The 12,616-nt window shown below is 67.4% G+C and carries 9 protein-coding genes and 1 pseudogene; 4 read left to right on the top strand and 6 right to left on the bottom strand.

All coding sequences use genetic code 11. The features are described from left to right. Positions 1-40: 40 nt before the first annotated feature. The 4 genes from ACIBK2_RS13905 to ACIBK2_RS13890 form a co-directional block, all read right to left on the bottom strand. Positions 41-1,498 carry a flotillin family protein gene (locus ACIBK2_RS13905; protein WP_396966980.1) on the bottom strand — a complete coding sequence of 486 codons (1,458 nt, stop codon included), beginning with the start codon at positions 1,496-1,498 and terminating at the stop codon, positions 41-43. A gap of 9 nt (positions 1,499-1,507) precedes the next feature. Further along, positions 1,508-1,684: a hypothetical protein gene (locus ACIBK2_RS13900; protein WP_379289043.1), complete on the bottom strand. Its 177-nt coding sequence runs from the start codon at positions 1,682-1,684 to the stop codon at positions 1,508-1,510. A 1,510-nt stretch (positions 1,685-3,194) separates the two neighbouring features. Next, entirely contained in the window at positions 3,195-3,992 is a 798-nt protein-coding gene (locus ACIBK2_RS13895; RefSeq protein ID WP_396966977.1) for a transporter substrate-binding domain-containing protein, read from the bottom strand. 3 nt (positions 3,993-3,995) lie between these two features. Further along, complete coding sequence (locus tag ACIBK2_RS13890) at positions 3,996-4,346, bottom strand: hypothetical protein (protein ID WP_396966975.1); 351 nt, start codon at positions 4,344-4,346, stop codon at positions 3,996-3,998. A 117-nt stretch (positions 4,347-4,463) separates the two neighbouring features. Here ACIBK2_RS13890 and ACIBK2_RS13885 point away from each other — a divergent pair, with 117 nt between their 5' ends. After that, positions 4,464-5,429: a quinone oxidoreductase family protein gene (locus ACIBK2_RS13885; RefSeq protein WP_396966973.1), complete on the top strand. Its 966-nt coding sequence runs from the start codon at positions 4,464-4,466 to the stop codon at positions 5,427-5,429. A gap of 265 nt (positions 5,430-5,694) precedes the next feature. Here the strand turns inward: ACIBK2_RS13885 and ACIBK2_RS13880 are convergent, their stop codons facing one another. Further along, positions 5,695-6,291 carry a TetR/AcrR family transcriptional regulator gene (locus tag ACIBK2_RS13880; RefSeq protein ID WP_396966971.1) on the bottom strand — a complete coding sequence of 199 codons (597 nt, stop codon included), beginning with the start codon at positions 6,289-6,291 and terminating at the stop codon, positions 5,695-5,697. Positions 6,292-6,381: 90 nt separating this feature from the next. On the opposite strand from ACIBK2_RS13880, the gene ACIBK2_RS13875 reads away from it, so the two are divergent. Next, on the top strand, positions 6,382-7,797 hold the full coding sequence (locus ACIBK2_RS13875; protein WP_396966969.1) for an FAD-dependent monooxygenase: 1,416 nt from the start codon (positions 6,382-6,384) through the stop codon (positions 7,795-7,797). On the opposite strand, the gene ACIBK2_RS13870 is transcribed toward ACIBK2_RS13875, so the two are convergent. Further along, positions 7,790-8,779 carry a heme o synthase gene (locus tag ACIBK2_RS13870; RefSeq protein WP_396966967.1) on the bottom strand — a complete coding sequence of 330 codons (990 nt, stop codon included), beginning with the start codon at positions 8,777-8,779 and terminating at the stop codon, positions 7,790-7,792. The genes ACIBK2_RS13875 and ACIBK2_RS13870 overlap by 8 nt on opposite strands. Before the next feature lie 491 nt (positions 8,780-9,270). Between ACIBK2_RS13870 and tkt the strand changes: the two genes are divergently transcribed. Continuing rightward, positions 9,271-11,412, top strand: coding sequence for a transketolase (tkt, locus tag ACIBK2_RS13865; RefSeq protein ID WP_396966965.1), 2,142 nt, complete (start codon positions 9,271-9,273; stop codon positions 11,410-11,412). Between the two features lie 6 nt (positions 11,413-11,418). Continuing rightward, positions 11,419-12,537, top strand: a pseudogene (gene tal / locus ACIBK2_RS13860) (transaldolase); the annotation flags it as partial. Between the last annotated feature and the right edge of the window lie 79 nt (positions 12,538-12,616).

Genomic DNA, 12,616 nt, shown 5'->3' with positions numbered 1-12,616 from the left:
CACCAGGTTATGACGCTGCGGTCAGTGGAAAGTCGCTGAGCTACTTCGGCCGGTCGGCACCGACCTGGCCGTTCTCCGCGGGCTTGACGCCGGAAGCCATTGCCGGAGCCAGTGATTCACGCGCCATCGAGGTGAGCGCGCCCGCCTGCTGAATGATCTCGGCCAGTGCCGAGGTCACGCCCTGGGCCCCGTTGAGCACGGTGAAACTGTCGATGTGCTCGAACGGCGCCGCGGCCGCCGCGACGATCTGCGGGAGTTTCTCGGCGATCTGCTGGGCGATCACCGCCTCCTGGTTCTGACTCATCGCCTCGGACCGCAGCTGGATGCCCGCCGCCTCGGCCGCCATGTGTGCGCGCACCGCGTCGGCCTCGGCCAATCCGCGCGCCTTGATCGCGTCGGCCTCGGCCTGACCGGCCAGCCGGGTCGCGTCGGCCTGCGCCGCCGCGCGCAGCTTGATCGACTCGGCCTCGGCGAGGGCCTGCATCTTCGTCTGTGCCGCAGCGGCTTCCGCGCGCAACCGGGTTTCCTGCGCGTCGGCCTCGGCCTGGCTGATCCGGGCATCGCGGCTGGCGGTCGCCAGGGTGGTCTGCCGGTAGGCCTCGGCGTCGGCAGGCTTGCGCACCTCCACTTGCAGCTGCTGTTCCATCTGCTGCGCCTCCAGCTGCGACACCTTCGTCGCGACCTCGACCACCGCCTGCCGGGCGGTGGCCTGGGCGAGCGGACCTTGCTGCGCGGCTTCCTGGCTGGCGCTGTCGATCTCGGCCTGGTACTCCGCCTTCTTGATCTGGGTGTCGCGCATCGCGAGCGCGATCTGCCGCTGCGCCGCCTGTTCCTGCTCGATGGCCTCCCGGTCGGCGTTGGCCCGCGCGATTCGCGCCTTCTGCTCCACCGCCGCCTGATGCGGAATCGCCAGGTTGGCAATGTAATTCGAGCCGCTGGCGATCGATTGGATCTGGAAGCTGTCGATCACCAGGCCGAAGGATTCCATCTCCTGCGAGCACCGGTCGCGCACCTGCTCGGAGAACTTGTCCTGATCGCTGATCATGTCCTCGACGGTCATCGAGCCCGCGATGGCCCGCAGATGCCCGACGAAGACGTTCTGCACCTTGGTCTCCAGCTCCTGGGCCGGACGATCCAAGAAGCGGCGCGCCGCGTTGGCGATGGACCGGTAGTCGTCGCCGATCTTGTACACCACCACCCCGCCCAGTTCCAGGTTGATCTTCTGCTGGCTCACGCACGGCACCAGGATCTGGCTCTCGTGCGCCTCCAGCGAGATGAAGCGCACCTTGGTCAGGCCGGGCATGATGAAACTGCCGCGGCCGGTGACGATGCGGAACCCCATGCTCTCGCCGACCCCCGACGGTCCCTCACCGGCTCGGAAGCCCGAAATGATCAGCGCCTCATCGGGTTCGGCGACCCGCCAGGACAGGCGGAACAGCACAGCCAACACGATAAGAGCGACGACGATCCCGATGACGACCAAGATTTGGACGTCCATGATGCACCTTCATTTCAAGGGAGTGACTTCGACCGTGCGCCCACCGAGGCTCCCGATCACGAGAACCTGGGTGTGCTTCGGAATGGTTGTCTCCCCGTCGGCGGCCCGCGCCAGGAATCGTTCGGTCCCCGCCCGCACCTCGATCACCACCTCACCGAGATGGTCCGGCCGGATTGCCGCGGTCACGCGCGCAATCTTGCCGATTACGTCTGTCGCCACCACTCCTCCGACCCCGCCGCAGTTCGACCCTTCACGGTGACCCCACCGAATCCCTTGCCGCAAGCATCTTTACGGATTCGATACGGGCAAGTTCACCCCACCACGTCGACATCCGCACTCCCCTCAATATCCACACCCACCCCTCGACGCCCAGAAGCACCGCGAATCCCGAGAAAGAGTGCGGCTGTTGCGAACAGCGGTCCCGGCGATCATGCCCACACCCTCAGTGCCGGGCGCTCACCGTTTCTGTGAGCCGAACACCCGCTGTAGCGGGTGTGCAGGTTAAGGAAAGGGTGTTCGGCCACCGCAAAGGGCGCGCATCGGAGCCCCAGCGGCCCCGAAAACGTCCACACGACACGCTTATTCCTTCGAAAGCGCTCGAGAACAGCACCACAGCCAGATGACCACGCTGGAACGCGACATCACGCACCTGACCGATAACTAAGGTCGGGGACCCCACCTCACGTGCCCAGCACTACTCCGGTCATCCGATGAACCAGTCGACAACCTCTGGGACAGCACACCACCGGAGATCTCTCGGCACACCAACCCGGACCAGTACACCCAGAGACCCTCGGAAAGGTGGACCTTTCCGGGCAAGTGCTGCTTAGGACTCCGCAGGTGGACAGTCCATAGAAGCTGAAGACCTATCCACATTTTCCCGTGAGTAGTGTGGTCGCGTCGCCTGCCGTACCCGGCTTTAGGTGCACGTCAGGTGCGCGATGTCGCGTTCCCGAGGTGGTCATCTGGCTGTGGTGGCGTTTCGAGAGGCCAAAAATCAGCGAATCCCGGCTCCCGAGGTGGTGAAGCTACCGCCGTACACCCACTGCGTCAGCCCCACACCCAGTACAGGCGGTGTGGGGCTGACACAACGGGTGTACGGATGGGTTCTCACGCCGCGATCGGGTTGCGGTCGCGTCCCAAGCGCTTTGGACAACAAGCGGATGGCCGGATGTCGGCATTCGGCCCGTCGAGTGGTCCGGCGGTGGTCGCTGCGCATGAATTGTGCAGCCGCGCACGAAATTGCCAGCAATACCGTGCGCAGCTGCATAACCCGTGCGCGGGGAGGCTTCCTTGCCGATGGCGGCGCGGATCTGCACTCTCACTCGGGACCTGCACTCGCTCTAGGACCCTAGAGCCAGTGCAGATCCCGAGTGAGAGTGCAGCTGTTGCTGACTGGTGCTCCACGGTCTGCGGTAGATACAGACGCGCCGTCAAATCAGCGAATGCGGGCGCCAGGCGCGGCCGGTCGTGGTCGCCGCGCATGAATTGTGCGGCCGCGCACGGTATTGCTGGCAATCTCGCGCGCAGCGGCACAACTCGTGCGCGGGGAGGGCTTCCTTGCTGTTGGCGGGGTGGATCTGCACTGGGGCTCGGGATCTGCACTGGGTTTAGGGCCCTAGAGCGCGAGTGCAGGTCCCGAGTTAGTGGGCGGATTTCGTCGATAGCGGTTGCGTTGGCGATGTGGGTAGGAGGGTTAGTTGAGAGGGGCGGTTGGGTTGGGGCCGGTCCACTGGTCGAACAGGCGGTCTACGTCGCCGGTGGCGAGTTGGGTGGCCAGGTAGGTGTTAAGGGTGGTGGACAGGAGTGGGTCGTCCTTGCGGAGTAGCAGTACCTTGCCGAAGGAGTCGAAAGGCTTGTCCGGGTGCAGGACCTGGAGACCCGGGTGCTGGCGGACGCGGTAGCGGCCCTCGACGGCGTCGGTGACGAAGACGTCGGCTCGGCCCTGGTCGATCTCGTCGAAGAGGGTGAGATTCTCTGGCCAGAGGGTCAATTGGGCGGCGGGGAAGTTCTTGCGGGCGAACTCCTCGTTGGTGCCACCGCGATTCGCGATCACCCGCACCTCGGGGCGGTTGATCTGCTCGATCGTCGCGTACTCGGTCTCGTTGCCGCGGCGGGTGATCGGTGTCTTGCCGTCGGTGCCGTAGGTGATCGAGAAGTCGGCGAAGGCGCGGCGGGCGGGCGAGTCGGAGATGCCGCCGACGGCGATATCGCAGTGCAGCGCAGCGAAATCCGTCTTCATGGACGCCCAGGTGACCGGTACGAACTGGACCGGGCGACGGAGTACCTCGGCGAATCCACGCGCCAGATCGATGTCGATGCCGCGATATTCGCCCGCGCCCTCGGCGATCGAGTACGGCGGATAGTCCCCCGGCGTGCATACGCGCAGGGCGTTGGCGTCGTCAGCTCCCGCCGGAATCGCCGGTGCCACAAGGACTGTCCACCCGGCAAGCAGCACCGCCGCGATGCGACCGAACAGCCGCGTCACTCGCATCGCTCAGTTCTCGTTGCGCGCCTTGGGGAATTTCTTCTGCCGGGCTACCCAGCCGGCCATCTTGGTCCAGTGCGACTTGCGCGGGGTGACGATCGAGGTCAGCTCGCGGTCCCACTCGTCGGCCTCGGTGAGGCCGTCGACGGTGGCGACGAGTTCCTTCGCGGTGGCCAGATCCGCGACGACCCGGTCGCCGAGGATGCCGTCGGCGCCGACCAGCGTCACGCGGACACCCGCGCGGCCGACCGGCTGCAGTACGGCGGTGGCCGAACCGTCGTGATCGGCGACGAATCCCTTGACGGACTCCACGAGGGCGCCAGACAACTTCACCGGGACCGTGGCGGCATGAGCACTCATGGACGTTAGTTTACCGACCAGTAGGAAACGGTCCAGCCCCCGTGCCGAATTCTCGGCGTGCGCATACTGGCTCCTCCGAATCTGACGCGCCTGCCGAACGGGTGTAGAACAGATCCCATGCGTGCGATCCAGGTGTCCGAACATGGTGGTCCCGAAGTACTGCAGTACGTCGAGGTGCCCGACCCGCGAATCGGACCCGATCAGCTGCTCGTCGACATCCAAGCTGTTGGCATCAACTACATCGACACCTACATCCGCACCGGCCGCTACCCGCAGGCCGTGCCCTATATCCCCGGCTCCGAGGCCACCGGCGTGATCGCCGAGGTCGGTGCGAACGTCACCGAGTTCGCCGTCGGCGACCGAGTCGCGTGGGCGACCGGACCGGGCAGCTATGCCGAGCGCGTTGCGGTGGACGCCGCCGTGGCCATCGCGGTGCCCGACGATGTCGACCCGACGGTCGCCGCCTCCGCGCTGCTCCAGGGCATGACCGCGCACTACCTGCTCGAATCGATCTACACACCGCAGCCGGGCGAGACCGTCCTCGTGCACGCGGGCGCGGGTGGCGTCGGGCTGATCCTGACCCAACTCGCCGTGGCGCGCGGCGCGCGGGTGATCACCACGGTGTCCACCGACGCGAAGGAAAAGCTGTGCCGCGAGGCGGGCGCCGCCGAGGTGCTGCGCTACGACGACGATCTCGCCGACCAGGTCCGCGCGCTCACCGACGGTGTCGGCGTGGCGGCGGCCTACGACGGCGTCGGCGCCGCCACCTTCGAAGCCAGCCTCGCCTCGCTGCGCGTCCGCGGCATGCTCGCCCTCTTCGGCGGCGCCAGCGGCCCGGTTCCCCCGTTCGACCTGCAGCGCCTGGCGGGCTCGGGCTCACTCTTCGTCACCCGTCCGACGTTGGCCCACTACCTCCGCGACCGCACCGAATTGCTTTGGCGCGCAACAGATGTCCTCAACGCTATCGCCAACGGCACCGTCCAGATCCGCGTCGGCGCGACCTACCCCCTCGCCGACGCCGAACAGGCGCACCGCGACCTGGAGGCCCGCAAGACGACCGGCTCCATCGTCCTGCTCCCCTAACCCGCCGCACGCCTTCTGACGTCCCGCACCACGACTCACCGCACCAACACGCGTGCGGATGTCAGAAGTCGTGCGCCTGTTGGCCAGACCGTCGCGCCGGACTCCTCCGCGCGAGTGAGGCCCAGCAGTTCCTCGGCGTGACCTCGGCCGGCGGCCCGCCCGCTGCACTACCAGCCGCACGCCTTCTGATGTCCCGCACCAGAACTTGCCGCACTGACACGCGTGCGGGTGTCAAAAGGCGTGCGGCGGTACGCATCCGCGGGCGCTAGTAGTCGAGGCCGGTCAGCCCGCGGTAGATGAACCGGGTCAAGCCGTCTACGGCCTGTTTGTCGGTCAGCTCGACTGCACCGTCTTCGACGGCCTGCACCATGCTCGTGGCGAGCAGGAACATCATGGCCAGACTGGCATCGGGCGTGCTGGGCAGGGTGAGGCCGCGCGGGCCGAACGCGTCCAGGTGATCGGCGATGTCGCGGCGCTGCTGAATCGCGAACTGCCCTGCCTGCCTGGCGAATTCATCGTTGACCAGGGCCGCCTGCTGGATCGATCGGAACACCGCCCAGTGCTGCCGCGCAGCGACCCAGTACCCCTCGACGTGGAAGCGGATCGCCGCCGGATCGGTGAAGTCCGCGTTGTGGTCCGGCCCCTCGGCCGTCACGTCACTCGCCGCCGCGACGTCGTTCAACAGCGCCTGAAGTAGTTCTTCCTTGCCCGCGAAATGGTTGTAGAACGACCCGGCCGCACGCCCTGCCGCGGTCGTGATGTCGACGATCTTGGTGTTCAGGTAGCCACGCTCGGCGAACAGCCGTAGGGCCGCTGCCTTCAACGCGAGCTCGGTCTCGGCCGACTTCTCTTTGCGACTCATCGACACCTGCACCCACCTCCTTGACAGGGAACGTACCAACTCTCATACTGAATTCACATTCACTGAATAGTGGTTCATATAGGAGAAAAAGTGCAGAACCAGGTACTCATCGCGGGTGCGGGCCCCACCGGATTGACCCTCGCCCTCGAACTGGCCCGCCGGAACACGCCGGTGCGGATCATCGACCAGGCCACCGAGTTCTTCGCAGGCTCGCGCGGCGACGGCATCCAGCCCCGCACGCTGGAGGTGTTCGACGACCTCAGCGTGATCGACGCGGTGCTCGCGGCGGGCATCCCGGTGCCGATCATGCGGGCTTACCTCGGCGGTGAGTTCGTCGGCGAGCGCCGGATGTGGGAGCCGATCGAGCCGACACCCGCGCTCCCCTACCCCAATCCGTGGGTGCTCGGACAGTCCAGGACCGAGGGGATCCTGCGCGATCGGCTCGCGGAATTCGGCGTGCGGGTCGAACTCGGCACGGCGCTGGCGGAATTCACCCAGGACGCGACCGGTGTCACCGCGACCCTGACCTGCGATGGCGTCGCGGAAACCGTACGCGCCGCCTACCTGGTCGGCGCCGACGGCGGCCGTAGCACGGTGCGCAAAGCGCTGGGTATCGCGTTCGAGGGCACGACCGACGAATCGCTGCGGATGCTGCTCGGCGATGTCCGGGCCGACGCCCTCGACCACGAGTTCGGCTACTGGTTCGCCGGGGCCGACCGCCCGATGGAGGGAATCGCCATGTCCCCCTTGCCCGGCGGCCGCCAATTCCAGTTCGCGGCCCCGCTGACCGGCGACGCCGAGCCGACCCTCGCGGTGCTGCAGGAGTACGTCGACCGCTACTCCGGCCGCACCGACATCACGCTGACCGACCTGACCTGGGTGACCGTGTGGCGGCCGAATGTCCGGCTGGCCGAACGGTTCCGGGACGGACGTGTCTTCCTGGCCGGCGACGCGGCCCACGTGCACCCGCCGACCGGCGGGCAGGGCATGAACACCGGCATCCAGGACGGCTACAACCTCGGCTGGAAGCTGGCCGCCGCGCTCGACGGCGACGAATCACTGCTGGACAGTTACGAATCCGAGCGCAGGACGGTCGCCGCCCGCGTGCTCGGCGTCAGCTCCGAGCTGCTCGACAAATTGGTCGACGGTCACGAGGACGCGATGCGGCGTGGCCCGGAGACCCAGCAGTTGGACATCAGCTACCGCGACATGAGCGACCGCCGCCCGCTCGTGCTGGGTGATCGCGCCCCCGACGCCCCGCTGAAAGACATGGCGGGCAATCCGATTCGCCTGTTCGACCTGTTCCGCGGCCCACACGCGACGCAGCTGTACTTCGGCGGAACCGGCGAAATCCCGACGGACGCCTACGCGGTCGTCCGCCCCGGCAGCACCGCATCCGGACGCTACGTCGTCGATGTCGATGGTCACGCGTTCGCCGCCTACCACGCGGTCGACGGAACCCGGGTCACCATCCGGCCGGACGGCTACATCGGCGAGATCAGCTGAAGAAGCTGCCCAGGGTGTCCCAGCCCAGCACGGAATCCACCGCGAGACCGCAGAACACCACGGCGAGATAGTTGTTCGACTGCAGGAACAACCGCAGCGGCTTCACCGACTCGCCCCGTCGCACGCCCGAGTAGAGCTGGTGCGCCATGAGCAGGAACCACGCTCCGGCCACCAGCGCGACGGCGGTATAGACCACGCCGGCCGCGGGAGCCAGGGCCAAGGTGGTGAGCACGGTGAGCCAGGTGTAGATGACGATCTGCTTAGTCACCACCTGCTCGGTCGCCACCACCGGCAGCATCGGTACGCCCGCCGCGCGGTAGTCCTCCTTGTAGCGCATGGCCAGCGCCCAGGTATGCGGCGGCGTCCAGAAGAAGATGACACCGAACAGCGCGATCGCGGGCCAGCCGATGCCGCCGGTGGCCGCGGACCAGCCGACCAGGGCGGGCATGCAGCCCGCGGCGCCGCCCCACACCACGTTCTGTGAGGTGCGGCGCTTGAGGCCGAGGGTGTAGACGAAGACGTAGAACAGGATCGTCGCGACCACCAGCACGCCACTGAGCAGGTTCGCCTGCCACCACAGCCAGGCGAACGAGGCGAGGCCGAGCACCACACCGAACACGAAGGCGTGCGAGGTGGGCACCGCCTCCCTGGCCAGCGGGCGCTTCGCGGTCCGCTTCATCACCTTGTCGATATCGGCGTCGGCGACGCAGTTCAGGGTGTTCGCACTGGCCGCGCCCATCCAGCCACCGAACAGGGTGACCAGGATGAGGCGGATGTCGATGTGCCCGCGATCGGCCAGCAGCATCGTCGGAATCGTCGCGACGAGCAGCAGTTCGATGACCCGCGGCTTGGTGAGCGCGATATACGCGAGCACCCGCCGGGTCAATCGGGACGGCAGGCCCGGACCCGTGAACCGGTCGGCCAGCGCCGTCGGAGCGGAGCCGTGCGCGTCATTGCCACCCGGCTGTTGCCCAATCCGCACTGTTTCTCCTCGCACGCTGTGCATCGCATCCGGCATGGACCAAGCAGCGCGCTCGGTCCCGCCGACCTGGATGCGCGAGAGCTGGACCTTCGCCCGCCTCGGCGCCCCTTCAGCCGTGCGGCGCGGCTACTACTACAGAGGATGGTAGACCCCCGCCGACCCTGCTCCGCGCATAGCCCCACGCAACAACATCCGAAATGTGGTCCAGCACACGGGGCGATCCACACCGCCGCAGCACACACGGCTGCGGCAAACCTCGTCGTCACCTATCGACCCAACCCACCTCACACAAAGCGAGTCTTACGAGCGCCGTTCGCGGCCCGTCTCGCGTCCCGCCCGCGCGGCAAATAAACACAGGGTTCCCCTCGTGCCGCTCAACGGGCACATCTAGGGTGGTTGGGTACACACCCGGTAAGCACGCGCGCTGCCGTGCGTTCATCGCCGCCAGTATTGCCGCCGTCGACGAAACCAATGTCAGGAGAACCTCGGTCGTGTCAGTCACAGACGACATCCGCGCCCTCACTCAGCCGACTCACCCGGACGACTGGACGGATCTGGACACCAAGGCCGTCGACACCATCCGAGTGCTCGCCGCGGACGCGGTGCAGAACGCCGGAAACGGGCACCCTGGCACCGCGATGAGCCTGGCGCCGCTGGCGTACTCCCTGTATCAGCGCACCATGCGGATCGACCCGAGCGATCCGAGCTGGGTCGGCCGGGACCGCTTCGTGCTGTCCTGCGGTCACTCCAGCATTACTCAGTACATCCAGCTGTACCTGGCCGGTTTCGGCCTGGAGCTCGATGATCTGAAGAACCTGCGCAAGTGGGGCTCGCTCACCCCGGGCCACCCTGAATTCCGGCACACCGACGGCGTCGAGATCACCACCGGCCCGCTGGGTCAGGGTCTGGCCTCCGCGGTCGGCATGGCGATGGCCGCCCGCCGCGAGCGCGGCCTGTTCGATCCGAACGCCGCGGCAGGCGCCAGCCCGTTCGACCACTTCATCTACGTGATCGCCTCCGACGGTGACATGGAGGAGGGCGTCACCTCCGAGGCGTCCTCGCTCGCGGGCACCCAGCAGCTCGGCAACCTCGTGCTGATCTACGACGACAACAAGATCTCCATCGAGGACGACACCACCATCGCGTTCACCGAGGATGTCGCCAAGCGCTACGAGGCGTACGGCTGGCACGTCCAGGTGGTCGAGGGTGGCGAGGACGTCGTCGCCATCGAGTCGGCGCTGGCCGCCGCCAAGGCGGAGACCGGCAAGCCGTCGATCATCGTGCTGCGCACCATCATCGGCTACCCGGCGCCCACCAAGATGAACACCGGTGCCGCGCACGGCGCCGCACTGGGCGCCGACGAGGTAGCCGCCACCAAGAAGGTGCTCGGCTTCGATCCGGAGCAGAGCTTCGAGGTCGACGCCGCGGTCATCGAGCACACCCGCAAGGCCGTCGAGCGCGGCAAGCAGGCGCACGCCGCCTGGCAGCAGCAGTTCGACGCGTGGGCCCAGGCCAACCCGGACAACAAGGCCCTCTTCGACCGGCTCGCCAAGCGCGACCTGCCGAAGGGCTGGGCCGAGAGCCTGCCGACCTACGAGCCCGACCCGAAGGGCGTCGCCACCCGCAAGGCGTCCGGCAAGGTGCTCGCCGCGCTGGCGCCGGTGCTGCCGGAACTGTGGGGCGGCTCGGCCGACCTCGCCGAGTCGAACAACACCACCATGTCCGGCGAGGGCAGCTTCGGCCCCGAGTCGATCTCCACCGGCATGTGGAAGGCCAACCCGTACGGCCGCACCCTGCACTTCGGTGTGCGCGAGCACGCCATGGGCGCGATCCTCAACGGCATCGCGCTGCACGGCCCGACCCGCCCGTACGGCGGCACCTTCCTGGTGTTCAGCGACTACATGCGTCCCGCGGTGCGCCTGGCCGCGCTGATGCGCGTGCCCGCCATCTACGTGTGGACGCACGACTCCATCGGCCTCGGCGAGGACGGCCCGACGCACCAGCCGATCGAGCACCTCGCCGCGCTGCGCGCCATCCCCGGCCTCAACGTCGTCCGCCCGGGCGACGCCAACGAGACCACCTACGCGTGGCGCACCATTCTCGAGCGCGACAGCAGCGAGCACACCTCGCACTTCTCGGTATCCGAGCTGCCGCACCAGGACGGCCCGTCCGCGCTCGCGCTGACCCGCCAGGATCTGCCGATCCAGGAGGGCACCAGCTACGAGGGCGTCGCCAAGGGCGGCTACATCCTCGCCGAATCATCCACCGGCACTGCGCAGGTGATCCTCATCGCTACCGGTTCGGAGCTCCAGCTCGCCGTCGACGCCAGGACTACATTGGAGGCGCAGGGCATCGGCACCCGGGTGGTCTCGATGCCGTGTGTGGAGTGGTTCGACGCGCAGGACAAGGCGTACCGGGACGAGGTGCTCCCGCCCGCGATCCGCGCTCGGGTCGCCGTCGAGGCAGGTATCTCGATGCCATGGCACCGGTTCGTCGGTGACGCGGGCGAGACGGTCTCGATCGAGCACTTCGGTGCTTCCGCCGATCACAAGACCCTGTTCCGCGAGTTCGGATTCACCGCCGACAACGTCGTTGCCGCTGCGCAGCGCACACTCGAGAACGTGAAGGGATAAGCGCTCATGGCACAGAACGCGAATACCGCCGCCCTCTCCGCGGCAGGCGTATCCGTATGGCTCGACGACCTGTCCAGGGATCGGATCCAGTCCGGCAACCTGGCCGAGCTGATCGAGACCCGCAGTGTCGTCGGGGTCACCACCAACCCGACGATCTTCCAGGGCGCACTGAGCAAGGGCCACGCCTACGACGGACAGCTGAAAGAGCTTGCCGCCCAGGGCGCGGACGCCGATGCCGCGATCCGCACCATCACCACCGACGACGTGCGCGCGGCCTGTGACGTCTTCGCCGGCGCGTTCGAGGCGTCCAACGGCGTCGACGGCCGCGTCTCCATCGAGGTCGATCCCCGGCTCGCGTTCGACGCGGACAAGACCGTCGCACAGGCCATCGACCTGTGGAAGACGGTCGACCGGCCGAACCTGTTCATCAAGATCCCGGCCACCGAGGCGGGCCTGCCCGCGATCACCCGGGTGATCGCCGAGGGCATCAGCGTGAACGTCACGCTGATCTTCTCCGTCAAGCGCTACCGCGCGGTGATGGGCGCCTACCTCGACGGGCTGCGCGGCGCCAAGACCGCGGGCCACGACCTCGGCAAGATCCATTCGGTCGCTTCGTTCTTCGTGTCCCGGGTGGACACCGAGATCGACAAGCGGCTCGAGGCGATCGGCTCCGACGAAGCCCTCGCGCTGCGCGGGCTGGCCGGAATCGCCAACGCGCGCTTGGCTTATGCCGAATATCAGGACGTGTTCGACGGTGGCGCGCACACCTCGACCTACAACCACCTCGGTGCTGCGGGCGCGAATCGGCAACGGCCGCTGTGGGCTTCGACCGGTGTGAAGAACCCGGAGTACTCCGACGTCATGTACGTCACCGAGCTGGTCGGCACGAACACGGTGAACACGCTGCCGGAGAAGACCCTGGAGGCGGTCGCCGATCACGCCGAGATCCGCGGCGACACGCTCAGCGGCACCGGCGCGGCGTCGCAGGAGGTGTTCGACAAGCTCTCCGCCGTCGGCATCGACCTCGACGACGTGTTCGAGGTGCTGGAGCGCGAAGGCGTGGACAAGTTCGAAAAGTCTTGGGCGGAACTGCTTTCCGCCACGACCGAAGAGCTGGCAGCAGCCGATACGGCCAACGCGGGGCCCTCCGTGGCCACGCAAGCTACCTCCTCCGGGCCTGACGCGTCGGCCGAGGCCGGGAAAA

The sequence above is a fragment of the Nocardia sp. NPDC050175 genome (genome assembly GCF_044459885.1).
Taxonomy (GTDB): Bacteria; Actinomycetota; Actinomycetes; order Mycobacteriales; family Mycobacteriaceae; genus Nocardia.
This window is presented reverse-complemented; position numbering and strand designations above follow the sequence as displayed.